The 25,831-nt window shown below is 40.2% G+C and carries 27 protein-coding genes; 18 read left to right on the top strand and 9 right to left on the bottom strand.

Features of this window, described 5'->3' with window-relative positions; genetic code table 11:
- Window positions 1-645 (bottom strand): prepilin peptidase, encoded by a 645-nt coding sequence (locus tag D2A30_02940; protein ULL20623.1) that lies wholly within the window; start codon window positions 643-645, stop codon window positions 1-3.
- Between the two features lie 40 nt (window positions 646-685).
- Window positions 686-1,504, bottom strand: coding sequence for a cation transporter (locus D2A30_02945; GenBank protein ID ULL20624.1), 819 nt, complete (start codon window positions 1,502-1,504; stop codon window positions 686-688).
- Between the two features lie 121 nt (window positions 1,505-1,625).
- Here D2A30_02945 and D2A30_02950 point away from each other — a divergent pair, with 121 nt between their 5' ends.
- From D2A30_02950 to D2A30_02960, 3 genes are read left to right on the top strand one after another with little or no spacing between them, the layout of a single operon-like run.
- Window positions 1,626-2,144, top strand: coding sequence for a TetR/AcrR family transcriptional regulator (locus D2A30_02950; GenBank protein ULL20625.1), 519 nt, complete (start codon window positions 1,626-1,628; stop codon window positions 2,142-2,144).
- Between the two features lie 9 nt (window positions 2,145-2,153).
- Window positions 2,154-2,702 carry a methyltransferase domain-containing protein gene (locus D2A30_02955; protein ID ULL20626.1) on the top strand — a complete coding sequence of 183 codons (549 nt, stop codon included), beginning with the start codon at window positions 2,154-2,156 and terminating at the stop codon, window positions 2,700-2,702.
- A 12-nt stretch (window positions 2,703-2,714) separates the two neighbouring features.
- A complete protein-coding gene (locus D2A30_02960; protein ID ULL20627.1) occupies window positions 2,715-4,736 on the top strand; it encodes a sodium:proton antiporter in 2,022 nt (673 codons plus the stop codon).
- A 129-nt stretch (window positions 4,737-4,865) separates the two neighbouring features.
- On the opposite strand, the gene D2A30_02965 is transcribed toward D2A30_02960, so the two are convergent.
- Window positions 4,866-5,648, bottom strand: a complete 783-nt coding sequence (locus D2A30_02965) for an ABC transporter ATP-binding protein (GenBank protein ULL20628.1) — start codon at window positions 5,646-5,648, stop codon at window positions 4,866-4,868.
- Window positions 5,649-5,782: 134 nt separating this feature from the next.
- Between D2A30_02965 and D2A30_02970 the strand changes: the two genes are divergently transcribed.
- From D2A30_02970 to D2A30_02980, 3 genes are all read left to right on the top strand, one after another.
- The gene (locus D2A30_02970; protein ID ULL20629.1) at window positions 5,783-7,120 is read left to right on the top strand and encodes an HlyC/CorC family transporter; all 1,338 of its coding nucleotides are present in this window, start codon (window positions 5,783-5,785) and stop codon (window positions 7,118-7,120) included.
- A gap of 283 nt (window positions 7,121-7,403) precedes the next feature.
- Complete coding sequence (gene pflA / locus D2A30_02975) at window positions 7,404-8,195, top strand: pyruvate formate lyase-activating protein (protein ID ULL20630.1); 792 nt, start codon at window positions 7,404-7,406, stop codon at window positions 8,193-8,195.
- Between the two features lie 20 nt (window positions 8,196-8,215).
- Window positions 8,216-9,358 (top strand): beta-hexosaminidase, encoded by a 1,143-nt coding sequence (locus D2A30_02980; protein ID ULL20631.1) that lies wholly within the window; start codon window positions 8,216-8,218, stop codon window positions 9,356-9,358.
- 42 nt (window positions 9,359-9,400) lie between these two features.
- Here the strand turns inward: D2A30_02980 and D2A30_02985 are convergent, their stop codons facing one another.
- A complete protein-coding gene (locus D2A30_02985) occupies window positions 9,401-10,243 on the bottom strand; it encodes a VOC family protein (GenBank protein ID ULL20632.1) in 843 nt (280 codons plus the stop codon).
- Between the two features lie 142 nt (window positions 10,244-10,385).
- Between D2A30_02985 and D2A30_02990 the strand changes: the two genes are divergently transcribed.
- Window positions 10,386-10,733: a transcriptional regulator gene (locus D2A30_02990; GenBank protein ID ULL20633.1), complete on the top strand. Its 348-nt coding sequence runs from the start codon at window positions 10,386-10,388 to the stop codon at window positions 10,731-10,733.
- Between the two features lie 30 nt (window positions 10,734-10,763).
- On the opposite strand, the gene D2A30_02995 is transcribed toward D2A30_02990, so the two are convergent.
- Entirely contained in the window at window positions 10,764-12,461 is a 1,698-nt protein-coding gene (locus D2A30_02995; GenBank protein ID ULL20634.1) for a M3 family oligoendopeptidase, read from the bottom strand.
- A gap of 136 nt (window positions 12,462-12,597) precedes the next feature.
- On the opposite strand from D2A30_02995, the gene D2A30_03000 reads away from it, so the two are divergent.
- The 3 genes from D2A30_03000 to D2A30_03010 all read left to right on the top strand — a co-directional run bounded on the left by D2A30_03000 (window position 12,598) and on the right by D2A30_03010 (window position 14,640).
- Window positions 12,598-13,533, top strand: coding sequence for a manganese-dependent inorganic pyrophosphatase (locus D2A30_03000; GenBank protein ULL20635.1), 936 nt, complete (start codon window positions 12,598-12,600; stop codon window positions 13,531-13,533).
- Window positions 13,534-13,676: 143 nt separating this feature from the next.
- Window positions 13,677-14,141: a phage tail protein gene (locus D2A30_03005; GenBank protein ID ULL20636.1), complete on the top strand. Its 465-nt coding sequence runs from the start codon at window positions 13,677-13,679 to the stop codon at window positions 14,139-14,141.
- A gap of 88 nt (window positions 14,142-14,229) precedes the next feature.
- A complete protein-coding gene (locus D2A30_03010) occupies window positions 14,230-14,640 on the top strand; it encodes a MerR family transcriptional regulator (protein ULL20637.1) in 411 nt (136 codons plus the stop codon).
- A 24-nt stretch (window positions 14,641-14,664) separates the two neighbouring features.
- Here D2A30_03010 and D2A30_03015 read toward each other — a convergent pair whose 3' ends face one another.
- Window positions 14,665-14,970: a DUF3270 family protein gene (locus D2A30_03015; GenBank protein ID ULL20638.1), complete on the bottom strand. Its 306-nt coding sequence runs from the start codon at window positions 14,968-14,970 to the stop codon at window positions 14,665-14,667.
- A gap of 159 nt (window positions 14,971-15,129) precedes the next feature.
- On the opposite strand from D2A30_03015, the gene D2A30_03020 reads away from it, so the two are divergent.
- Together D2A30_03020 and D2A30_03025 are read left to right on the top strand one after the other, a co-directional pair.
- Window positions 15,130-16,059: a U32 family peptidase gene (locus D2A30_03020; GenBank protein ID ULL20639.1), complete on the top strand. Its 930-nt coding sequence runs from the start codon at window positions 15,130-15,132 to the stop codon at window positions 16,057-16,059.
- A 112-nt stretch (window positions 16,060-16,171) separates the two neighbouring features.
- The gene (locus D2A30_03025) at window positions 16,172-17,458 is read left to right on the top strand and encodes a U32 family peptidase (protein ID ULL20640.1); all 1,287 of its coding nucleotides are present in this window, start codon (window positions 16,172-16,174) and stop codon (window positions 17,456-17,458) included.
- Window positions 17,459-17,663: 205 nt separating this feature from the next.
- Here the strand turns inward: D2A30_03025 and D2A30_03030 are convergent, their stop codons facing one another.
- Window positions 17,664-18,020 carry a hypothetical protein gene (locus D2A30_03030; protein ID ULL20641.1) on the bottom strand — a complete coding sequence of 119 codons (357 nt, stop codon included), beginning with the start codon at window positions 18,018-18,020 and terminating at the stop codon, window positions 17,664-17,666.
- A 92-nt stretch (window positions 18,021-18,112) separates the two neighbouring features.
- Between D2A30_03030 and D2A30_03035 the strand changes: the two genes are divergently transcribed.
- Window positions 18,113-18,328: a hypothetical protein gene (locus D2A30_03035; protein ID ULL20642.1), complete on the top strand. Its 216-nt coding sequence runs from the start codon at window positions 18,113-18,115 to the stop codon at window positions 18,326-18,328.
- 11 nt (window positions 18,329-18,339) lie between these two features.
- Here D2A30_03035 and D2A30_03040 read toward each other — a convergent pair whose 3' ends face one another.
- Window positions 18,340-18,879: a biotin transporter BioY gene (locus D2A30_03040; GenBank protein ULL20643.1), complete on the bottom strand. Its 540-nt coding sequence runs from the start codon at window positions 18,877-18,879 to the stop codon at window positions 18,340-18,342.
- Between the two features lie 201 nt (window positions 18,880-19,080).
- On the opposite strand from D2A30_03040, the gene D2A30_03045 reads away from it, so the two are divergent.
- Window positions 19,081-19,818, top strand: a complete 738-nt coding sequence (locus D2A30_03045; GenBank protein ULL20644.1) for a cyclase family protein — start codon at window positions 19,081-19,083, stop codon at window positions 19,816-19,818.
- A gap of 49 nt (window positions 19,819-19,867) precedes the next feature.
- Here the strand turns inward: D2A30_03045 and D2A30_03050 are convergent, their stop codons facing one another.
- Window positions 19,868-21,217, bottom strand: a complete 1,350-nt coding sequence (locus tag D2A30_03050; protein ULL20645.1) for a glutathione-disulfide reductase — start codon at window positions 21,215-21,217, stop codon at window positions 19,868-19,870.
- A gap of 218 nt (window positions 21,218-21,435) precedes the next feature.
- On the opposite strand from D2A30_03050, the gene D2A30_03055 reads away from it, so the two are divergent.
- The 4 genes from D2A30_03055 (at window position 21,436) to D2A30_03070 (ending at window position 25,717) form a co-directional block, all read left to right on the top strand.
- Window positions 21,436-22,599, top strand: a complete 1,164-nt coding sequence (locus tag D2A30_03055) for an efflux RND transporter periplasmic adaptor subunit (protein ID ULL20646.1) — start codon at window positions 21,436-21,438, stop codon at window positions 22,597-22,599.
- On the top strand, window positions 22,580-23,275 hold the full coding sequence (locus tag D2A30_03060; GenBank protein ULL20647.1) for an ABC transporter ATP-binding protein: 696 nt from the start codon (window positions 22,580-22,582) through the stop codon (window positions 23,273-23,275). The genes D2A30_03055 and D2A30_03060 overlap by 20 nt, the downstream gene beginning before the upstream one ends.
- Entirely contained in the window at window positions 23,276-24,526 is a 1,251-nt protein-coding gene (locus D2A30_03065) for an ABC transporter permease (GenBank protein ID ULL20648.1), read from the top strand.
- Between the two features lie 126 nt (window positions 24,527-24,652).
- Complete coding sequence (locus D2A30_03070; GenBank protein ULL20649.1) at window positions 24,653-25,717, top strand: LLM class flavin-dependent oxidoreductase; 1,065 nt, start codon at window positions 24,653-24,655, stop codon at window positions 25,715-25,717.
- The last annotated feature ends 114 nt before the right edge of the window (window positions 25,718-25,831 follow it).

Genomic DNA, 25,831 nt, shown 5'->3' on the forward strand with positions numbered 1-25,831 from the left:
TTAGATGCACAGAATGACGAAAATACTCGCAAGAAAAAGGAATGGTATGTAAGGAATGGATCTTGGCTTGTATATTGTAAAGACGAGTAAGCCTAAGAGTGAGCTGATTTGAATAATCCATAGGATTTCAGTCAAGCCACAAATTAGGGACAGACTAGCCAGATATAGAAAATCACCCGAACCGATATTGAGCTGCCATTTCTCTGTCAAAAAAGCCAAGGCTAAAAAGCAACAAAAGAGCCAGTTAAGCTGGGAGAGTAACAAAGCTACAAAAGTAAAAACGAGCCAGACGGCAAAAGGATATTCCTGATGCTTGATGTCGTAAATGGTCAAAACCAGCCCTGCAAGGATGAGTATGGTTTCAGTTGGGCTTAGAAGTTGAAAATGGCAGAGCAGGACAGTAAGACCAGTTAAGAATTCTAGTCCAGCATACCAATAGGGAATATTTACCTTGCAATAACGACATTTGGATGCGGTTGAAAGCTGAGAAAGAATGGGAATCAGGTCCCAAACCTTGAGTCGCTTCTTACAAGAACTACAATGACTAGATGGTCGGATAATGGATTGTTCAGGGAACCGGTCAATGACCAGTCCCAAAAAGGAGCCAATTGAAGCTCCGAGGAAAAATAGGATACAGATCTTCATACCTATTTATTCGTAATCAATTTGGAAAATGAAGAGAAAGTTACACCGTTTCAATGGTAATTTGGAGAATTCCATAGGTGATAAGAGAATTCCGTATTCTTTCTTTGGTCTTTCCTGCCAAAGCATGGTTAGTAAGTTTAACAGTCAGTGTAGCACAATGTTCATATCCATCCATTGTCCATACTTTAAGTTGAACGATGGATTCCACATTTGGTATAGACAACAACTCAAGAGCCAGTTCATCACTCTTTATTCCAGACGGAGTTTGTTCAAGAAAGATTTTCAGATTATTCCATGCCTTAGGGAGGGCCTGACTAAGGATAAATAGAGAAATAATGATTGAAAGCAGGGGATCAAGGAAGTACCAATCAGTGAATTGGAGAATAATGGAGACAAGAATGACCGCCAGCCATCCTAAAATATCCTCTAGAAAGTGCAAACTAAGAATGGATTCATTATGGCTATGGCCATTTTTTACAATACGGGAAGCGGCGAAATTGATGATGATAGCGATCACTCCAAGTACTAGCATTCCATCTTGGTTGACAGGTTGGGGATGGAAAAGATTGGGAATGTTTTCCACAAGAATTAGGCTAGAACCGATAATCAGAATGCTTGAGGTCAAGAGTGCTGCCAAAATATTCCATCTCTTGTAACCAAGGGGATAGGCGCGATCAGCTGGTTTATTTGCGAAGGTCTGCATCAATGCGGAGCTGCCAATGGCTAGAGCATCCCCAAAATCATGGACAGCATCTGCTAAAATGGCGCTGGAGTGAAAGAGAGCTCCAAAGATAAATTCAATGATAGAAAAACAAAGATTCAGCAAAAAAGCAATGAAAGTATTTTTACTAGACGACATGACAAACCCTTTCTATGTTATACTGTTTATAGGTTCATTATGCTATTAAATGAGCCAAATAACTAGAAACAAGTAAAACATTTTGTTTGTTTTTGAACATAATGTTTGAAATGTACGAGAGATGGATAGACGAATTGCAAAAACACGAAAGGCGATTTTTCAGGCGTTTTTGAGCCTATTAAACGAAAAAGGGTACGATGACATGCGTGTGCAGGATGTCATTGATAAGGCAGATGTTGGCCGTTCTACTTTTTACGCCCATTATGCCAGTAAGGAAGCTCTTTTGGAAGAACTCTGTCATGACCTATTTCATCATTTGTTTACAGGTCGTGAAGATAGTGATGTAACAGTTTTGCTGGCGCATATTTTCAAACATTTTCGGACAAATCAAGACCGAGTAGCTAGCCTCTTGTTATCACGCAATACCTATTTTTTAAAGGAATTAGAGACAGAGCTCAAACACGATATTTATCCAAAAGTGATGGAAGATTACATGCAGGATAAACGGAGTCTTCCAGAGGACCTATTGCTGCATTTTGTTGTCACTACTTTTGTGGAAACCGTCAGCTGGTGGCTAAAACAACGTAAAAAGGTAGATGAAGTGACCTTGACAACTTACTTTTTGAAATTATTAGCCTAAGGAGAAAATATGCTTAGACCATTACATATGGCACATGCCTTTTTAGATGAGATTTTAACAGACCAAGACCTTGCTGTCGATGGGACTATGGGAAATGGACATGACACCTTATTTTTAGCTCAGCGAGCAGGAAAGGTCGTGGCATTTGATATTCAGGAACAAGCCTTGAACACAACGGCTGAAAAACTAGAAAAAGCTGGCTTGACCAATGCCCAATTGGTTTTGACAGGACACGAAAGCCTAGATCAGTTTGTGGATCAATGTAAGGCAGCTATTTTTAATCTTGGCTACCTACCTTCAGCGGATAAGTCAGTCATTACCTTGCCTGAAACCACCCTTCAAGCCATCAAAAAAGTCCTAGATCGACTGGTTGTTGGTGGTCGTCTTGCTATCATGATTTATTATGGCCACGAGGGTGGAGCAGTAGAAAAGGATGCGGTCTTAGACTTTGTCAGCCAGCTGGACCAGGCCGTCTTTACTGCCATGCTTTATAAACCGCTGAACCAAGTCAATACTCCACCGTTTTTGGTGATGATAGAACGTATCAACAACAATTAAGGAGGTGATTGTATTACAAGTTTTGTTCAAATCATTATATTTTTAATCCTATTAGTTATTTCCAATACCATTTATCGATTAAATCCCAAATTTCCACTTCCATTTATTCAAGTTTTATTGGGAGTTGGTGCAGGTCTACTATTTGGAGTCGGGAATCTCACCCTAGATCCTTCATTGTTCCTTGCTTTAGTTATTGCTCCCTTAAACTTTAGAGAGGGTCAGCAAAGTAATGTCGATGACTTGATGGAAAATTGGAAAGTTATTGCCTTCCTAATTTTTCCGTTGGTCTTTTTAACAGCCTTGGGAATCGGAACGTTGGCTGGCTACTTATTACCAGTAGAGGTTCCTCTCTCTGCAAGTTTTGCCCTTGGGGCTGCACTTGCGCCGACTGATGCTGTAGCCTTTTTAGTGTTATCAAATCGCTTTGCTTTTCCAAAACGATTAGAAACCATTTTGACCCTAGAGGGCTTGCTGAATGATGCGAGTGGACTTGTTGTTTTTCAATTTGCTATTTTGGCTTTAACAACTGGTAGTTTTTCCTTCGTGAGCGCAGGTACTCAGTTTGTATGGGCACTTGTTGGAGGAATGCTGGCAGGTTTCTTCCTTGCTTTTGGTCATCGTGGTTTGGTTTCATTACTTGAAAAACTGGATGCAGCCGATATTCCTGGAGTCCTGTTGCTCGAACTTTCATTACCCTTACTGGCTTATTTTGTGGCTACCTATATTGGTGGTTCTGGAATTATTGCAGTGGTCATTGCAGGTCTGTTTCAATCGAAGCAGTTGAAAAAAATGACTTTGTTTGATGCGCGTGTGAATCGTGTGAACCAAATTGTTTGGGATACTCTAAATTTCTCATTGAATGGGTTGGTTTTTCTTGTTTTTGGGTACGAATTTACTCGAATCATTCAGCCTGCTTTGAGGAATCCATTGATTAGTAATGGTCACTTGTTAGGGATAGTTATTCTCTTAACCATTAGTCTGTTTCTGCTACGCTTTATTGGTTTACTCTGCTTGAATGCTTATCGAAAAGCAAGGTCTTCTAAGAGTGTTTATAGTGTGCATGAGCTGGGGATTCTAACATTTTCAGGGATAAAAGGGTCGGTCTCTATTGCTACGATTTTGTTGTTACCAGAATTTGATAGTTTGATTTACAGTCTGATTCTATTTACTGTCGGAATGGTGACCCTGTTGAGTTTTTTGGCGGGCTTATTCGTTTTACCAAGGATTGCAAAACAGAAGAACGAGTCTCCAATTTTAGAAGGTTCTGTCCGAATCTCTATTCTGCAAGTGGTGGTCAACGAATTGGAACTGGATATTGAGGATGCCGCAAATCCAAATGGTATTTATATTGTAATTGGTCAATATTATAGGCGGATAGAACATCTTCATCGTCAGCTGATGTCTGTAGACATGCTGAAAGAGGTGGCCAGTTTAAGGTTGAAATTGGTAGAAATTGAACAGAAGGGGTTAGAGACTGCATTTGCGAAAGAACACCTTAGTTTGTCGTCCTACCGTCACTATCAAAACTATTTAAGAACATTGGAACAGGATATTAATCGCGACCTAGTTCCAACCTTCAAATACTTATGGCTAATCAGTCGAAGGGTCATCAATAAGTGGTATCATGAATGGATTAGTATCGGAACTAGTTTACGGAAAAGGAATCAGGATGCGACTGCTCAAAAGAATGAGTATGATCCAGCATTGTCTGAACTATTCTTGGCCAATACCGCAGTGATTATTCAATTTTTAGAAAAAAATCAGTTGAGGTTCTCTGCTGAATACATTCAGCAGCTAAAAGAATTCTACCTATACCAAGCTCAATTGATTCATGCAGGAATCAAGGTGGAAGATGTTATCGGACGGATGAAACCCGAAAGTTTAGATGATCTGTTACGAGGGTATTATTTAGAAAGAAAAGTGGTTGCAGAATATGAAAAGTATGGTCATTTATCACAAATGGCAGCCAAGCAAATGCGGCGCAATATTAACCAACTAGAAAGTTATGCGCTGACGGAGTTTGATTATTTTTAAATGTATGGATATTGAATCAGACTCGAGCGGGTGATAAAAAGATAAATAAGAGTATAAGAAAAGGCCTAGAACCAGTGAGTGAATTTCCAACATTCTAGGTCTTTTCTTATCTGATTCATTTGAATTGTGCTAGTTAAGAATTGGCTTGATGAACAATCGCTCATCTCCTAGTTCAATCAATTCAACTTGATTACCATAAAAATCACTGAGCAGGGCAGGAGTTAGAATTTCTTGTTTTGGTCCCTGTGCCAAGACTTTCCCCTCTTTTAGAAGGAGGACGTGAGTAAAGTTGTTTGTGATTTCTTCTGCGTGGTGGGTGACATAGATGATGGCAGGAGCATTTGGGAGTTGACAGATAGAATCGATATGATGAAGGAGGCGCTCGCGTGCCAATAGGTCAAGTCCAACGGTTGCTTCATCTAATATCAAAATAGCTGGATTTTCCATGAGGCTTCGGGCAATGAGCAGGAGTTGGCGTTCACCCTGTGAAAGGCTCGCATAAGTCCGACCAATTAGGTGACTAGCCTTAATAGACTTAAGCATAGCTTTTGCTTCGTCGAGCTCCGCTTGCCCATATTCACGATATAGGATGGAGGACTTATATTTACCTGTCAATACGATTTGTTCTGCAGTTAGGTCAATGGGAAATCGTTCTGCAAGAAAAGAACCGACAACACCAATTTTCGTACGAAGACTGGGTATGTCACCTTTACCAAATTCAACCCCTAATACTGTCAAATCACCAGAGGTTTTCCAAAATTCTGCCATTAGAATACGCAGGAGTGTTGACTTTCCAGCACCGTTGAGACCCAAAATTGCCCAACGTTCTCCTGGTTGAAATTCCCAGTTTATATCTTCTAAAATTATTTTACCCTGTCTCTTATAATAGACATGTTTTAATGAAAGAATCATTGCTTATCTCCTATTCCTTTTGATTATTGTATCATAAAACTGTCGGCAATTGAGGATTTCTAACAAGACATATGGTATATTTCAGATTTTATGGTATAATTGAAATGTTATAAATTTTATTATAGGAGAACATCATGGAAGACCCTGGTAGTCAGACCATCTATTTACAACTATTTATTTTATTCTTATTGACCTTGTTCAATGCCTTTTTCTCAGCATCTGAAATGGCTCTAGTTTCTCTTAATCGTTCGAGAGTTGAACAAAAAGCCGCAGAAGGGGAGAAGAAGTTTGTTCGTCTTTTGACGGTGTTAGAAAATCCAAACAATTTCTTATCTACGATTCAGGTCGGAATCACCTTTATTTCAATCCTTTCTGGTGCTAGCTTGGCCAATGATTTAGGGGCTGTGTTTGCAAAATGGATGGGAAATTCTGCGACAGCTCAGACAGCTGGTTACTGGCTAGCTCTGGCGATGCTGACATTTGTATCAATTGTTCTTGGTGAATTGTATCCGAAGCGAATTGCCATGAATATGAAAGAAAACTTGGCAGTTGTCACAGCACCAGTTATTATTTTTCTTGGAAAAATTGTAAGTCCTTTTGTGTGGTTGTTATCAGCTGCTACAAACTTGATTAGTCGTATTACGCCTATGAATTTCGATGATGCAGATGAGCAAATGACTCGAGATGAGATTGAGTATATTTTAACCAAGAGCGAACAAACCTTAGATGCTGAAGAAATCGAAATGCTTCAGGGAATATTCAATTTGGATGAAATGATGGCTCGTGAAGTCATGGTACCGCGTACAGATGCTTTCATGGTAGATATCGAAGATGATATTAACGTCATCATGCCAGAAATTCTTCGCCAAAATTTTTCTCGAATACCTGTTTACGAAGGAGATAAAGACAATATCATTGGCCTCATTCATACCAAAAAAATTCTTGCTGAAAGTTTCACAAATGGATTCGATCAGTTAAATATTCGCCGTATTATGCAGGAACCACTATTTGTTCCTGAGACGATTTTTGTGGATGATTTGCTGAAGTCTTTGCGAAATACTCAAAATCAAATGGCCATCTTACTAGATGAGTATGGTGGCGTATCAGGGATTGTTACCCTCGAAGACCTGCTTGAAGAAATTGTCGGGGAAATAGATGATGAAACTGACAAAACAGAAATCTTTGTGCGTGAAATTGCGGAGAATACGTTCATTGTCCAAGGCAGTATGACCTTGAATGATTTCAATGAACACTTTGATTTGGATTTGAGTAGTGATGATGTTGATACCATTGCAGGATTTTACTTGACAGGGCTTGGAACCATTCCAAGTCAGGATGAAAAAGAAGCCTACGAATTAGACAACAATGGTTTCCACATTGTGATGGTCAATGACAAAGTGAAAAATGGCCGTGTAACAAAATTGAAAATTCTCATCACCCCAATTCATGATGAGAACGAGGAGAAGGACTAGTTTTGGTCTTTCTTTTTTTATACTTTTCTAAGATCAACATTATCATTGAGCATCGTCTTGTAAATATGTTACACTCTAATATAGAGTTAGGAGTGGCCTACGATTGTTTGAAGGGATAGAAGAGCACCTTGAATTAGTAGACACTCAAATAATGGAATAGGGAGTGCTTGGACTGACATATCGGATACGAAAGGATAGAGAGTTGTCGAATGAAGCAGATAGTCAATAATAGAAGCGTTTCCATTTTTGTGTTATACTAGAGGCATAAAGTTGTGAGGAAAAGATTATGACAGAGGTTGATTATCGCAAAGTAACTGGTTTGGTTCATTCAACAGAAAGTTTTGGTTCCGTTGATGGTCCTGGTGTACGTTTTGTTGTCTTTATGCAAGGTTGCCATATGCGTTGCCAATATTGCCACAATCCAGATACATGGGATTTGGTCAACCCTGCTGCGACGGAGCGTACAGCAGAGGATGTGTTAAACGAGGCACTTCGCTTTCGTATGTTTTGGGGAAAGGAAGGCGGAATAACTGTTTCTGGTGGTGAAGCTACCATTCAGATTGATTTTTTGATTGCCTTATTCACACTTGCAAAAGAAAAAGACATCCATACCACATTGGATACCTGTGCCTTAACCTTCCGTTCAACGGAGCGATATTTGGAAAAATACAATCGTCTCATGGAAGTGACAGATTTGGTGCTTCTTGATATTAAGGAAATAAATCCTGAACAACACCGAGTTGTGACTGGACACAGTAATAAAACCATTTTGGAATGTGCTCGTTATTTATCCGACATTGGAAAACCTGTTTGGATTCGTCACGTTTTGGTACCAAATTTAACTGATCGAGATGAAGATTTGATTGAGCTTGGTAAATTTGTTAAAACTTTAAACAATGTAGAACGTTTTGAGGTATTGCCATACCACAATCTTGGTGAATTTAAGTGGCGTGAACTTGGTCGTCCATATCCACTTGAGGGAACAAAACCTCCAACACGAGCTAGAGTGGAAAATGCTAAAGCCTTGATGGAGACTGAAACTTATCAAGAATATCTGAATCGAATTAAGGGATAATATTGATAAAGTAGGAGATTATGAGAAAAAGATTTAGTATTATAGGGACGGGCTTAACTTGTCTCTTATTTGTAGGGATTTTATTGGGTCTGTTTTTCCTAGGGGATAGGACAGAGCAAGAGCAGACAAAGGTTACAACAGTGGCGTCCAGTTATGAAATTTCTGCTAGGGAAAAAGCTGTCTCAGCTTATCTGAACCAGATGACTCTAGAAGAAAAAGTCGGACAAATGATTTTTGCTCGAATGCCATCTGCAGGACAAGCTGAGGCATTGGAAACTTATCATTTTGGGGGCTATATATTATTTGCAAGTGATTTTGAAGGTAAGACACTGGAGCAAGTTAAAGAAGAGATTGCTTCTTATCAATCACTTTCAAAAGTGCCGCTATTAATGGCTTCAGATGAGGAAGGTGGGACGGTAACGAGGATTAGTCAACTTCTGGAAACACCTTTTGCATCGCCTTTGGAACTGTACCAATCTGGCGGCATTGAGGTGATTTTGTCGGATGCCAAGCAGAAGACAAGTCTTTTAAAGGAAGAAGGAATCTATGCAGGTTTCTTCCCTGTTGCGGATTTATCCACTGATCCATCCTCTTTTATCTACGATAGGACCATTGGACAGGATGCGAAAACCACTTCAGACTATATTGGTCAATTGGTTACATTATTGAAAGAGGAACAATTTGCTTCGACTTTGAAGCATTTCCCAGGTTATGGGGATAATGCGGATTCGCATACGGATTTGGTCTATGACAATCGTAGTTTAGAAGAATTGCGTGCCAATGATTTTCTTCCCTTTAAGGCTGGGATTGAGGCTGGTGCAGACTCTATCATGGTTAGCCACAATATCGTACCTGCCATTGATGATGTCCCATCATCCATTTCACCTGAAATCAATATAATCCTTAGGAATGAGCTTGGTTTTGAGGGTGTCATTATGACGGATGATTTTGATATGCAGGGCTTGGTCCAATTTGTTGATCAAGATACAGGTGCCTTGCAGACCATTCAAGCTGGGACAGATATGATATTGTCTTCAAGTTATGCCAGTCAAATTCCTTATATTATCGAACAAGTAAAGGCTGGAACTATTACAGAGGAACGAATTGACCAATCCGTCAAACGGATTTTGGGAATGAAATACGATCTAGGTCTAATCAAATAAACAGAGAAAAAGGAAGTGCTCAGGCATTTCCTTTTCTTATTTCTATTCTAAGATGATTTTCGTTTTAATGCCATCCACATCAACAAAAGCTGCGGTATTGTCTAGTCTTTGAAGGTTTAGGTTTGCAACAATGGCCCGATTCAAAGTTGCTTCAAAAGCTTCTGGATTGGAATAGATGACCGTATAGTAGGCAAGTCCTGGCATGCCTTCTTGTCTGGCTTTCAGATTTTTTCCTCCCCATTCGTTGATAGCTAGGTGGTGATGGTAGTCGCCAGAAGCTAACCAGGATGCAGATGGAACGGAGAATTTATCCTCGATAGCTAGGACCTCTTGGTAAAATCGGCTAGAAGCTGCGATTTCTCGGACAGATAGATGGACATGGCCCATGCGACTACCAGTTGGCATCTGATAGGCTGCGTCAGCTTTTTTCCCTAAAGCATAGATCGTTTCAGCATCCATAGGCTCAGTAATGCCGACGATGCGGCCGTCTGGGCGGACATCCCAAGTGTCTTGAGGCAGATCGCGGTAAATCTCGATGCCATTGCCTTCGGTGTCGGCTAGGTAAATGGCTTCGCTGTAACCGTGGTCGCTGGCGCCTTGGAGGGGAATCTTATTGTCGATAAAGTGGCGGAAAATGGTACCAAGGTCCTCGCGGCTAGGTAGGACAATGGCCAAGTGGTAGAGTCCGTAGCTGTGGTGGACTTCATCTTTCTGTTCGGTCTGAATCAGGCGGACAAGGGTATTTTTTCCAACGCCAAGGTCAATCTGTTTAGGGCTTTGGAAGAGGACTTGCAGTCCCAAGACTTGTTGGTAAAACAAGCTTTGGAGTTCTAAATCGCGGACATTGAGGGCCACATGGCCCAGTTCAAAATGTGAGTTGTACATCGTAAATCCTGACTTTCTTATTCTATTAGTTTATGGTATGATTGTAACAGATACATTAAAAAATACAAGTACGATTTTTTTAAATAGTCACTATCTTTTTATGAAGTAATAGGACTATTCAATGGAAAGAAGGGGGAGTTTGATGCCAGATTATCATACCAATAATGTCTATGCCTGTCCTTATTTGGCTACACAAACTGTTTTGTCTGGGAAATGGAATATTTTGTTATTGCATCATATTGAGGACGGACCGATTCGGTTTAATGAATTGCATCGTAGATTGGATGGAATTTCTCAGGCAACCTTGACTAAGCAGTTGCGTCAATTAGAAGAAGACGGCTTAATTACGCGCAAAGTATATGCCCAGGTACCACCAAAAGTTGAATATGAACTGAGTGAAATTGGTCAGGAATTTAGATTGGTCTTGGAGCAAATTGAAACTTTCGGGGATAAATACATCAACTTTGTCAAATCAAAAAAATCTGAATGAGCCACTTGATTCATTCAGATTTTTGTATTTTTATAAGTCGGTATCCTTAACTGCAACTAACCAATCAGCGGCAGCTTTGGCTGTGCTTTCAAGGGCACCTTCTTTGAACGGTGATTGGAGGTTTGCGGCTTCAACCACTTGCAAGAAGGACTTGGTGCCGCCCAAATCACAGATGCGGATGTAGTCTTCCCAAGCATTTTCATCGTGATCTACCTGCGTACGTTTCCAGAATTGTAGGGCACAGACTTGGGCCAAGGTGTAGTCAATATAGTAGAATGGGCTAGCAAAGATGTGCCCTTGACGGTACCAGAAGATACCACGGTTGAGGGCTTCTGACTCAGAATAATCACGGTCTGGCAAGTAGAGGTCTTGGAGTTTTTTCCAAGTCGCCTTACGTTCTGCTGGTGTCATTTCGGGATGTTCATAGACTTCGTGCTGGAAGTGGTCCACCAAGACACCGTAAGGCAAGAAGAGCAGGGCGCTTGCCAAGTGGGTAAATTTATATTTATCGACTTGTTCCTTGAAGAAACGGTCCATCCACGGCCAGGTCATAAATTCCATAGACATAGAGTGGATTTCACAGGTTTCATAGGTCGGCCAGACAACTTCTGGACTTTGGATCCAACGGGAACGATAGACTTGGAAAGCGTGACCTGCTTCGTGGGTCAAAACATCAATATCACCGCTTGTTCCGTTGAAGTTAGAGAAGATGAATGGGCTCTTGTAGTCAGGGATATAGGTACAGTAGCCACCGCTGTTTTTGCCTGGTTTTGCGTTCAAGTCCAAGAGTTCATGCTCAATCATGAAATCAAAGAATTCGCCTGTTTCTGCGGATAATTCGCGGTACATGTCTTGGGCTTGGCTGACGATAAAGTCAGGGTCACCCTGAGGAACAGCATTTCCGTCCAAGAACTCAAGGTTGAGGTCGTAGTGTTTGAGGCTTGGCACCTGCAATCGATTGGCTTGGCGTTGACGAAGATCTTGCACAATCGGTACGATATGTTTGAGGATTTCTTCACGGTAAACCTTGACCATATCACGATTGTAATCAAAACGGTTCATCTTGAGGTAGCCGTATTCCACATAGTCCTTGAAGCCAAGTTTGTGGGCAATTTCCGTGCGGACTTTGACTAATTCATCGTAAACGCGGTCGAAATCAGCTTCCTTGCTTTCAAAGAAAGCGGTTGTAGCAGCAGAAGCAGCCTTGCGGACATCACGGTCGGTTGATTGACCGAATGGCCCCATTTGGGCCAGGTTGTAGGTCTGACCTTGGAAATCGATCTCTGCACCAGCAATCAATTTACTGTATTCATCGGTCAATTCGTTTTCCTTTTGGAACAAGGGAATCACATCAGATGAGAAAGTCTTGAGCTTGTTCTCTGCCTGCATGAAGAAAGTTTCAGGTAAAATATCTGCCAATTCAACCTTGTACGGTGTTTGGACAATGACACGATAGTAGTTGGTTGTCAATTCTTCAAATAAAGGATAATACTCGTTCCAAAATTTAGTTTCTTCGTTGTAAAACTCATCGTTCATGTCAATGGTATGACGGATCATCCAAAGATTGTACTGGGTATCGATTAAGTTGAGCAATTTTGTAGTAGCTATCACAAGTGTGCGAGTCGTTTCCAAATCACTAGCTTGAGCTAACTGTTCTGTTAGGTCAGAAAATTGCGCTTTAATCGCTGTATAATCAAGACGTATGTAGGTATAGTCTGAAAATTTCATATAGTTCTCCTTTTAAATTGTTACCTTTTATCTTACTCTTTTTGAAAACGTTTGGCAAATCCCGACCCGTCCATGTTCACAAGTCTTTCTATTTATGGTAAAATGTAGAAGATTATTAGAAAATGAGGTTGTAGACATGTCTAAATTATTAGTTTTTGGTCACCAAAATCCTGATACAGATGCCATTGCATCATCATACGGGTGGGCTCATTTGGAGCGTGAAGTGTTTGGTCGTGATGCGGAAGCTGTAGCATTAGGAACACCAAATGAAGAAACTGCTTTTGCGCTTGAGTATTTTGGAGTTACTGCACCGCGCGTGGTTGAGTCTGCTAAGGCAGAAGGTGTTAACCAAGTCATCTTGACAGACCATAATGAATTCCAACAATCGATCGCAGACATTAAGGAAGTGGAAGTAGCAGCTGTTATTGATCACCACCGTGTTGCAAACTTTGAAACTGCAAATCCATTATATATGCGTTTGGAGCCAGTAGGTTCAGCATCATCAATCGTTTACCGTGCCTTTAAAGAAAACGGAGTAACACCTCCAAAAGAAGTAGCTGGACTTCTTTTATCAGGTTTGATTTCAGACACACTCTTGCTCAAATCTCCAACTACTCATGCAACAGATCCACAAGTTGCGGCTGAGTTGGCTGAAATTGCTGGTGTGAACTTGGAGGAATACGGCTTGTCACTCTTGAAAGCAGGCACCAACCTAGCCAGCAAATCAGCAGAAGAATTGATTGATATTGATGCAAAAACATTTGCTTTAAATGGAAGCGATGTGCGTGTAGCCCAAGTCAATACAGTTGATATTGCAGAAGTTTTGGAGCGTCAAGAAGAAATCGAAGTTGCCATGACAGCGGCAATCGTTTCAGAAGGATACAGTGATTTCGTATTGATGATTACGGACATCGTAAACTCAAACTCTGAAATCGTTGCGCTCGGTAGTAACATGGACAAGGTAGAAGCTGCCTTCAACTTCAAGTTGGAAAACAACCACGCTTTCCTTGCAGGTGCCGTTTCACGGAAGAAGCAAGTTGTACCGCAATTAACAGATGCTTTTAATGCATAATTGCCCGCTTACCGATTATCTTTGTGGTTGTTTGCCCTGATTTGCATTACTAAACCTATGCTTACAGTACATTGCTTCCATATTGATTCGGTAATTGGCATTGCCTAGCACCTTCGGGTGCTTTCTTTATTGAAAGGAAACTCATTTCATATACAGTGAATTTTAAAGAAGTAGAGACGACAGGCATAGAGGCAAGTATAGTGGCAGATGTTCTTGCAGGATTGCCGGCCAGTGAAGCTCGCTACTTCTGGAACAAATACAAACAGGAGTATGTGGTTTACACACCAGATGAGAAACCTGAAATCCTGACCATTATCGAGAAAGTATTAGCAGAGCGGGACATGGTTTTTCCTTATACTCCACTCAATGTAGCCCAACTTGAAGTAGATGGTATACTCTGGTCTTTTATTTTTTATGACAATGGCTTGGCAGTTAATGTCCTCTATACGCTTGAAGAAGGTGGCAAACGAGCGGTCGGTTTCAAATTGTCAAACGGCATTGAAATACCCAAAGAATTTGAAGGAAAATTCAAGTTTGCCCGCCAACGCTCCAAACTAGCAGGCGAGATTCGTGGCACTTTCTTTATTGTCAAGGGTGATTATTTATAGGGTAGAAAATCTGGGGAAACCCAGATTTTTTCTCACATACTTGACTTAAAGGTATATAATAGATATACAAAACTAAGGGAGAATGACTATGAACTTTAAAGAAGTTTGTGAAGTGACTGGTCTATCAGCTGATACCATTCGTTATTATGAGCGGATAGGGCTTGTTCCCAAAATTGCACGAAAATCTTCTGGAGTGAGGGACTTTGCGGAAAATGATATAGCCATCTTGGAATTTGTTCGCTGTTTTAGGAGTGCGGGTATGTCGATTGAGCGCTTGATTGAGTATATGGGCTTGGTGCAGGCTGGAAATAGTACAGTGGAAGCTCGGATCGATTTACTAAAAGAAGAGCAGGAAGAATTGCGGTCACGATTGGTGGAAATTCAGGAAGCTTTAGACCGTTTGGATTATAAAATTGAAAATTATCAAACCATTTTAAGAGGAAAAGAAAGTGAATTGTTTGATGAGGGGAGAAGGGCAAGCAAAAAGAGCGGGGAATAATCCTCCGCTCTACTATTTTTTGTTCTATTTATGTGTCTGTTTCGGTCTAAATTTCTTTTTAAGTCCAATCTGAATTAAACGAAGCCCGATAAAGCCTGTTACACTTGCTAAGGTAAGTGCGATAAAAACTGGCATACCTAAAGATAGGTAAATATAGCTTGAAATCACTGTTAGTAAGCTAAACAAAACAATATTGATAAAAAATACTAACTCTTTAACGCGATAATTCTTAGTATTTCTTGCTTGATAAGTTTGGTAACTAGCTTGTTTCTCTTTCGGGATATACTCTTCGTACTGGTATTCATGGGACTGATAGTGTCTTTGTGCCATATCGTCTCCTTTACTGCTTCAACAAGCATACCATAACATTACTGTGTTTTTATGACATTTATGTTACAAAAATATTACAAGGAACAAATTAGAAAAGTCTGAATATTAAAATCAACTAGTTGGTTATCAGAAATTTTCATTTTTGATATAATTATCTTTATGAAGAAAATTACCATTACAGCAACAGCTGAAAGTATTGAACAGGTCAAAGGACTGTTAGTAGCAGGCATTGATCGTATTTATGTAGGTGAAGAGAATCACGCTCTTCGTATTCCAACAAATTTTTCATATGATGAACTGAGGGAAATTGCAGAGCTTGTTCATGGAGCGGGCAAAGAATTAACAGTCGCTGCCAATGCATTGATGCACCAAGATATGATGGATCATATCAAGCCTTTTATGGAGCTCATGCGTGAGATAAAGGTTGATTATTTAGTAGTTGGTGATGCGGGTTTGTTTTATATTAATAAACGCGATGGCTACAATTTTAAACTAATCTATGATACATCAGTTTTCGTTACCTCTAGTCGTCAAATTAATTTTTGGAAAGATCACGGAGCTGTAGAAGCCGTTTTGGCACGTGAAATTCCATCTGAAGAGCTTTTTGATATTTCTAAAAATTTGGAAATTCCAGCGGAAGTACTGGTTTATGGTGCGTCAGTCATCCACCATTCTAAACGAACTCTGTTACGAAATTATTATAATTTTACAAAGGCTGATGAGACTGATTTATCGCGTCAACGTGGTTTGTTTTTAGCAGAACCTGCTGATCCAGAGAGTCATTATTCTATTTTTGAGGACAAACATGGTACTCATATTTTTATCAACAATGATATTGATATGATGCCTAAGTTAGCAGAACTTTATACACATGGTTATTGCAATTGGAAATTAGATGGTATTTTTTGCCCGGGACAAAACTTTGTTGAAATCGCGAAATTGTTTGTTCAAGCGAGAGAGTTGCTAGAGCAAGGAACTTTTACTTACGATCAGGCCTTTCTTTTGGATGAACAAGTTCGCAAACTCCATCCAGCTGAACGTGGTTTGGATACTGGTTTCTATGAATTTGATCGCAATAAAGTCAAATAAATTTAAGATTTTATTTCCTATCCTGACAGAGACGGATAAATCTAATAAGCGGTGATCTAATCTCTGCATAGATTTTCAATCATAAACCATCGTTAATAGAAAGAAGTTAATTATGTCAAAAACACTGAAACGTCCTGAGGTCTTGTCACCTGCTGGGACTTTGGAAAAATTGAAGGTAGCCATTGATTATGGTGCTGATGCTGTTTTCGTTGGCGGTCAAGCCTATGGTTTGCGGAGCCGCGCTGGGAACTTTAGTATGGAACAGATGCGGGAAGGGATTGAATATGCCCATGCTCGTGGAGCCAAGGTTTATGTGGCTGCCAACATGGTAACTCATGAAGGAAATGAAGCAGGTGCAGGAGCTTGGTTCCGTGAATTGCGGGATATGGGCTTGGATGCTGTCATTGTATCTGATCCCGCCCTCATCGTGATCTGTGCAACAGAGGCACCGGGTCTTGAAATTCATTTGTCTACCCAAGCTTCGTCGACCAACTACGAAACCTTTGAGTTCTGGAAAGAGTTGGGCTTGACCCGCGTTGTTTTGGCTCGCGAGGTAACAATGGAAGAAGTAGCGGAAATTCGCAAACGCACAGATGTTGAAATCGAAGCCTTTGTCCATGGTGCTATGTGTATTTCTTATTCAGGCCGTTGTGTCCTATCTAACCACATGAGCAAGCGAGATGCAAACCGTGGTGGCTGTTCTCAGTCATGTCGTTGGAAATACAATCTCTATGACTTACCGTTTGGTGAAGAACGTCGTTCGATTAAGGGCGAAATACCAGAGGAGTTCTCCATGTCTGCGGTGGATATGTGTATGATTGACCATATCCCAGACATGATTGAAAATGGTGTCGATAGCTTGAAGATTGAAGGCCGAATGAAATCAGTTCATTATGTATCAACTGTTACAAACTGCTATAAAGCAGCAGTCGATGCTTACCTAGAAAGTCCAGAGAAATTCGAAGCCATCAAACAAGACTTGATTGATGAGATGTGGAAGGTTGCACAGCGTGAATTGGCGACTGGATTTTACTACAGTCCACCAAGTGAAAATGAGCAACTCTTTGGAGCTCGTCGTAAAATTCCAGAGTATAAGTTTATTGGTGAAGTCGTTGCATTTGATAAGGATACGATGACTGCAACTATTCGTCAACGTAATGTGATCAATGAAGGTGACCAGGTGGAATTTTATGGACCTGGCTTCAGACATTTTGAATCAACGATTCAAGATCTGCATGATTCAAGTGGTAATAAAATCGACCGTGCCAATAAACCAATGGAATTATTGACCATTAAACTAGACCGTGAAATCTATCCTGGTGACATGATTCGTGCTTGCAAATCAGGTTTGATCAATCTTTATCAAGAAGATGGCCAGTCATTAACTATTAGAGCATAAATCATTCAAAAAAGATCCGCAATCATTCCAGTTTCGAGATTTAGGGTGTGTCCATCGAGCATCGTTGTGGATTTCCATCCGAATCATTGTCTAGTGGGAATGGGAGAGTTCATCAAAATGACCTGTTCTCTACTTTTGATGTTCGTTGAGCATTAGATAAATTAACAAAAAAAAACGCATATCATCAACGTTTTCCTACATGATTTTATGCGTTTTTTCTATTTCTGGTATGTTGCTCAGTTTTTTTCTCTTGTTGCTGGGACGTTTTTACACTTTCTGGAACAAGGGTAATTTTCTGGATGTCTTCTAGATTTATAATGCTGGTCACCTGGCGCTTGAAATTTTTCATAATAATACGTTGGCGTTCCGTATCGTGTTTGACGATGTCTCCAGTAAAACTGCGGTTCCCGTAAATGACATGGATTGAAGCATTCTTGTACAAGGCAAGTTCTATGTTATTTTTTATTTCTTCCTTGCTATCTGGTTCAATAGCCTTTGAAGCTCTGCTATTGCCTAAAAAGATAGAGGCATGTTCCAAAATGACTTCGATAAATCTCTTCATGGCATAATCCTTTCAAACTTGATATAATCATATTATCCAATTTTTTTAAAAATGACAAGTTTTTTCGAATAGATGATTGAAGGAGGTCACAAATGGCAACATTTACTTTTGAAATTGAAGAAAAATTATTGGTCCTATCTGAAAACGAGAAGGGATGGACCAAAGAGTTGAATCGTGTATCTTTTAATGGTACACCTGCAAAATACGATATTCGGACTTGGAGTCCGGACCATAGCAAGATGGGAAAAGGGATTACTCTAAGCAATGAAGAATTCCAGGTTCTTCTAGACGCATTTGCCAATAAATAAACGAATGAAGCCTACGCGAAGAAGGCTTCATTTTTTGTGATCGGTTGTAATAAGCGGTGGCAGATGGTTACCAGTGCAATTTTTGCTAAATCAGGAAGAATGAATGGAAGAACAGTCCAAGCAATGGTGTCAGACCAAGTAGCACCAGATACTATTTTAAAAATAAGCACTCCAGGAAAAAAGCATGCTACGGATCCAAGTAAACAAGCTAGGAATACATTTACAGAGGATGAATTTGCCTTGGTAGCCATTGAGGTTAATCCTGCATAAAGTAGGAAGCCCCAGAGGAATCCAGCTGTTGGACCCACCAGTGCAGCAAATCCACCAGAAAAACCAGCAAAAACAGGCAAACCAATAGCGCCAAGTACTAGATATAATCCAACGCTAGCAAGGGCATCTTTAGGTTTGTAAAGACAAGCAACCAAGCCAATAGCTAATGTTTGGAGAGTAAATGGAACTGGGCCAATAGATAAACTAATTTGCGAAAGTGCAGCAATCAAAGCTGTTCCGATAGCGATATAAACAAGTGATTTTGTTGATGTTTTGCTCATTTTGTTATCCCCTTTATTTTTTATGGTTAACAAAATTATAGTGAGAATCTAAAAGAAAGTCAATGGAATTTCATCGGCTGTAACAGCAATATAGTTTTTTTATATCTAAGTATATAAAATTTATATAAGTAAAAACATATTTATTAATATTATTTTACTTTTTGTTGTGTTACAATTCTAAAAAAGAAAGCGAGATTCCTTATGACCGAATTACTTGATATTTATCGTATCCTAAAGTCAAAAAAGTGGGTTGATCTTACTCATCAGATTGATGAAGCAAGTCCACATTTTCCAGCTCTGCCAGCTTTAGAAAAACGACCAATTTTTACACATAAAGACGGATTCTTTGTTCAGCAATTTACAGTAGTCGGACAATATGGAACGCACATTGATGCTCCAGTTCATTTTGTTGAAGGTGCCCGTTATCTTGATGAAATTGATTTGAAAGATTTCCTACTCCCTCTTTATGTCATTGATAAGTCGGATGCGGTGGCAGCTAATCATGATTATGAGATTACGAAACAAGATATTTTAGACTTTGAGGCTGTCTATGGCGCTATTGCACCAGATTCATTTATTGCTTTTCGTTCCGACTGGTCAAAACGTTGGCCTAGCCAAGATGCAATTCGAAACTTAGATCAACAGGGTATTCAACACACACCAGGTTGGAGTCACGAAGCTTTGGAATATCTGATTGAAGAGCGTCATGTGAAAGCAGTGGGGCATGAAACATTAGATACTGACTCAGGTGCTTTAGCTACTAAAAATAATGGAAATCTAGTGGAGGAATACTACCTCTTGTCCAAAGATATTTACCAATTGGAAGTACTGACTAATCTTGATCAGGTGCCACCCTCAGGTGCCTTGATTTCAATTGCCTTTCCACATTGGGAGAAAGCATCCGGTTCACCAGTGCGTGCTGTAGCTATTTTACCTTAAGAAAAAATCCAGACACGGATCAAATCTTCCTTGTCTGGATTTTTTTGAATTAACGCATGGTAACAAATTCTTCTGATCCTGTAGGGTGAATTGCAACAACAGCATCAAATTCTTCTTTTGTAGCCCCCATTTTGATAGCCACTGCAAACCCTTGAATCATTTCATCAACACCATATCCGATACCATGTAAACCAACAACCTGCTCGTTTTCTCCAGCGGTTACTAATTTGAATTTCGCCATTTGTCGATGTTTTTCTAGGGCAGTGTACATAGAGGTAAAGGCTGATGTATAAACTTTTACATTATCTTTTCCGTATTGGGAAATTGCTTCGTCTTCAGTTAGACCAACAGTTCCGATTGCTGGATGAGAAAAGACAACGGTTGGAATAGTATTGTAATCCATCTTAGCAGTTGGTTTATTATTAAACAGACGTTCAGCCAGAAGGCGACCGGCCTTGATGGCTACAGGTGTCAATTCTTTTTCACCAGTTACATCACCGAGGGCATAAATGCCGGAAATACTAGTCTCCTGAAATTCATTGACTGCAATATGCCCAGATGGAGTGAGTTGAACACCGGTTGCTTCAAGATTGAGCTTATCTACATTTGGTTTACGACCGATAGCCCAGAGAACTTGCTGAGCAACATGGCTACTACCGTCTTCAAAATGAATTTGGATGTGACCATCCTGTGTTTTTTCAAGGCTAATAGATGTTTTTCCAGTATGAAGTGGGAAATTAGTCCGATTCATTTCTTCCATTAATGCCTCGACAATATAGGTATCAAAACTCCGAAGCGGACGGTTTCCTCGAACAAATAGGTCTGTTTGAACACCTAGTCCATGAAGGAGTCCAGCCATTTCAACAGCAATATAACCAGCCCCTAATACCGCTACTGAAGATGGTAATTCTTCCCAAGCAAAGACATCATCGGATACGATTCCCAACTCACTCCCTGGTATTGATGGTACATCAGGCCTAGCGCCTGTAGCGATGACGATATGTTTGGCACGTATCAATTCGCCATTAACTTCAACGGTTTGATTATCCACAAAACGTGCGAAACCGTTGATTACTTCTACTCCATTCTTATTAAAAGTATTACCATAGGATATGCGTGAACGTTCAATATAGGCCTCACGATTTTTTCGTAAGGTAGAGAAATCAAAGGTGACTTCTTGACTAGTAAAGCCATATTCTGGGCCATAGTTTTGAATGGCCTCTGCTATTTGAGATCCGTACCACATAATCTTTTTAGGGACACAGCCAAGATTGACACAGGTACCTCCTAGGTAACCAGCCTCAATGACTGCAGCCTTGGCACCATACATTGCAGCACGGTTCATTGTTGCAATACCTCCGCTACCTCCACCAATAGAAATAATATCGAATTCTTTCATGAATATCCTCCCAACTCAATTGTTTTACTACATTCATTGTAACGTTTTTGTGAGTGTCAATCAAAAATTCACTACGGATTTCTTACAAAAGTGTAAGTGGGCATATCTTCACTTTTTTGTAAAATAATTAGGAGAACACTTGCATAAATTGATGTATTTGTGTATTATAGTTTTAACACAAAATAAGTATGTTTTTCGCAAACTAAAAGGAGAGATCTATGTTAAAGTCAAAAAAGGCTAAAATTGCTTTATTTTCTGGATTGGGTGTTGCAGCAGTTGCACTTGTTGGAGGAGCATTATTGTTCTCAGGTGTCATGGGTGGGTCGACTGTTGGTGATGAAACGATGCCAACAAGTCTTAGTTATCAAGTCGTTCAAGAGGGTTCAATTGCTTCATCTACCCTATTGACTGGTGTGGTTTCAGCAGCTGAGGAACAATATGTTTATTACGATCCTTCTAAGGGTGACATTAGTGAGATTCTAGTTGAGCCAGGTAGCCAAGTTGAGGCAGGAACAGCCCTACTTCGTTACGACAGTACAGAACTACAATCTGCTCTTGATTCAGCTGTTCGTGCACGAGATAAGGTTGGGCGTCAAATTGATGAGTTACAACAGAATTATCAAACTGTAACCGTTCCAGCTGATGCTACAACAGGCGAAGACACGCAGTCAACTTCCCAACAATCATATGATTCACAGCTAGCTGATCTTAACGATGCCTATGCCGATGCGCAGGCGGCTGTTGATAAAGCTTACACAGCCGTTTTAGAGGCGACTGTAACCAGTACAGTTTCAGGAACCGTTGTGGAAGTGAATAAATCTGTTTCTAAAAATGCAACAGGTAGTCAAACAGTCATTCACATCGTGAACCAAACTAGCCTAGAAGTAAAAGGCAACTTAACTGAGTATGATTTGGCAAATATCGCTACTGATCAAGCAGTCAAATTGACTACAAAAGTATATCCAGACCAAACTTGGGATGGGAAAATCTCCTATATTTCAAATTATCCTGCGACAGACCAAGAAGCTAGTGCTGTTGCCGGTGCAACAAGCGGAACTAGTGCAAAATATCCTTTCAAGGTTGCTCTTACGAGTGAAGTTGGGGATTTGAAACAAGGGTTCACTGTGAATATTGAAGTAGTGAATACAAGCAAAAATATATTAGTTCCTGTGACAGCAGTTGTTTATGAGGAAGATAAGACATTTGTTTGGACAATTGTAGATGGGAAGGCTAAAAAAGTAGAAGTTACTTTAGGGAATGCTGATGCTACTAATCAGGAAGTGAAGACAGGATTGGCAGTTGGAGATCATGTCATTTCATTCCCAACATTGGACTTAGAAGATGGAAAAGAGGTAGAAGCCTATGAAGAACCAGCTAATTAAGCTGACCAATATCAATAAGTCCTATAGAAATGGTGATCAAGAACTTCGAGTCCTTAAAGATATTGACTTAGAGGTAGAAGAAGGTGAATTTCTAGCTATTATGGGGCCATCGGGCTCTGGTAAATCCACTTTAATGAACATAATAGGTTTATTAGATCGCTCTAGTTCAGGCAATTATTGGTTGGAGGGGGAGGAAGTTAGTCAGTTATCTGAGAAAAAATTAGCTTCAGTTCGAAATGATCAAATCGGTTTTGTCTTTCAACAATTCTTTTTGTTGTCTAAATTAAATGCATTACAAAATGTTGAATTACCGTTGATATATGCAGGTGTTCCCTCAGCAAAACGAAAAAAATTGGCCAAGCAATACCTGGAGAAGGTCGAATTGGCAGAACGTATGACCCACTTACCGTCTGAATTATCAGGTGGTCAAAAACAGCGGGTAGCTATTGCGCGTGCCTTAGTAAATACTCCTGCGATTATTCTTGCTGATGAGCCAACAGGTGCTTTGGATACGAAGACCGGTCAGCAGATTATGGAATTATTAATAGAACTCAATAATGAAGGTAAGACAATCATTATGGTAACTCATGAACCTGAAATCGCTGCATATGCGAAACGAACAATTGTTTTACGAGATGGTGTCATTACTGAAGATAGACGTAGAGAGGAGATTTAAATGGAAAATTGGAAATTTGCCTTAAAATCAATCCTCGCACATAAAATGCGTTCTTTACTGACCATGTTGGGGATTATTATTGGTGTGGCAGCCGTTGTTATTATCGTTGCCTTGGGAACTGGCATGAGTAAGAGTATTGAAAAAGCTCTGGCTGGTGATCAGGACAATGTACAGGTCTACTTTTCCCCGATTTTTGGAGAAGAGGAAGTCAATAGTGGTGGCTTTTTCTATACAACTGGCGGGGAAATGTCGATGGAAGAAGAGCCTGACTTGACAGACGCGATGCTTCAAGGGTTATTAGAAATTGATGGCATTAGTAATTATTATATTAGTTTTTCAAATACTGCTGAAGTATCTGCAGGAAGTAAGAAAGCTGAAAATGTCTTTATAAATGGTGTTAGCCAATCCTATTTTGATGTGAAAGAGTTAGAGATATTGGCTGGTAGAAAGTTTATGCCAAATGATTATTCTCGATATTCGCGCATTATGATGTTAGATGTCAGTTTAGCTGAAAAACTTTTTGGTAGTATGGATGCAGCCCTCAACCAGACAGTTAGTGTGAATCAAAACGTTTACCTTGTCGTTGGTGTCTATAAAGATCCACAAGCTGGTTCAGCCCTTTACGGAATGAACTCTGGTGGGAATGCCATTATGACCAACACTCAATTGGCTACCGAAATGGGAGTAAATGAGAATCGAGGTCTATATCTTCACGTAGATGATGTTAGTCGTGCAGGGGAAGTTGGTCAAGCAGCAGCAGATTATTTAACGAAAGTTACTGGCTTGAAAGAAGCAAGATATGACATTTATGATATGTCAGCTATGCTGGATTCCTTTAGAAGTGAGATGGCTGGTGTCACAATGTTTATTGGTGCAGTTGCAGGGATCTCTTTGCTTGTTGGTGGTATTGGTGTCATGAACATTATGTTGGTTTCTGTCACTGAGCGAACTCGTGAAATTGGTCTCCGAAAAGCACTGGGAGCAACCCGAGGAAATATTCTCTTGCAATTCTTGATTGAAGCGATGGTGCTGACTACTTTGGGGGGAGCAATCGGTTTAGCTATTGCCCAAACAATCGTGTTTATTCTCAACGCTACAAAGGTGATGGGGGAAAATATGACGGCAGAAATCTCCATACCAGTTGTACTTGGTAGCCTTGCCTTTTCTGCAGTTGTTGGTATAGTATTTGGTGTACTACCTGCTAACAAAGCATCTAAGCTTGATCCAATTGAAGCTTTGCGCTATGAATAATCTATTGAAACGATTAGGTTTTCCTAGTCGTTTTATTTTTTGAGCAAATCAATTGACTATATCACTAATTAGAGATAAAATAAACGCATCAATTAAGAAAATAATGAGTTCAAAGGAGAACACATCATGGTAGAATTAGGTATTTCAACATTTGGCGAAACAACTCCACTAGAAAAAACAGGGGAAATTTACAGCCACGACGAGCGGATCCGTCAACTTGTTAAAGAGATTGAGCTAGCCGATGCGGTGGGGCTAGATGTTTATGGAATTGGGGAGCATCACCGAGAAGATTTTGCGGTTTCTGCACCTGAGATTGTGCTGGCAGCTGGTGCCGTCAATACCAAGCAGATCAAGCTAACATCAGCAGTTTCTATCCTTTCCTCTATGGACCCTGTGAGACTTTACCAGCAATATGCCACAATCGATGCTTTGTCAAATGGCAGAGCGGAAATCATGGCTGGTCGTGGTTCCTTTACGGAGTCATTCCCCTTGTTTGGCTATGACCTCTATGACTATGAAGAACTCTTCGATGAAAAGTTGGATATGCTTTTGGAAATTGACAAGGAAACAAATCTCAAGTGGGATGGGCATTTCACTCAGTCCGTCAATAATAAGCCAGTTTATCCACGTCCTGTTCAGGAAGATTTTCCAATTTGGGTCGCAACTGGAGGCAATGTAGAATCTACTATCAAGATTGCTAAGAAAGGCTTGCCTATCGTGTATGCTGTCATTGGTGCAGGTGCTCATCGCTTTAAACCTTTAGTCGATGCTTATCGCAAGGTTGCTCGCAACTCAGGTCATGATCCAAAGAAAACGAAAGTTGCAGCCCATTCTTGGGGTTGGATTGCAGACGACCATGACAAAGCAGTAGAAGATTATTTCCATCCTACTAAAGTTGTGACCAATAATATTGCAAAAGACAGACCGCATTGGAGCGAAATGACCAAGGCGCAATATCTCTACTCCCTTACAGATGAGGGAGCGACCATCGTCGGAGATCCAACACATGTTGCAGCTAAAATCATTAAGACCATTGAAACACTTGACTTGGACCGTTTCTTCCTCCATCTCCCAATCGGATCAATGCCACATGAGGATGTCCTCCATGCCATCGAACTCTATGGAAAAGAAGTTGCGCCAATTGTCCGAGATTATTTTGCTAAGAAAGAAGAGAATCAGTCCCAAGACTGATGAGATAAAAAGGAGGGGACGTTATAATAATAGCCTCACTTCTCTAAAGTGGATTCAACATCTCAGCGCAGTGGTTGATTGGAAGATTTGTTCGTGTTTTACACTCCACATCTT

The sequence above is a fragment of the Streptococcus suis genome, from assembly GCA_022354845.1.
In the GTDB taxonomy this organism is placed as follows: Bacteria; Bacillota; Bacilli; order Lactobacillales; family Streptococcaceae; genus Streptococcus; species Streptococcus suis_AA.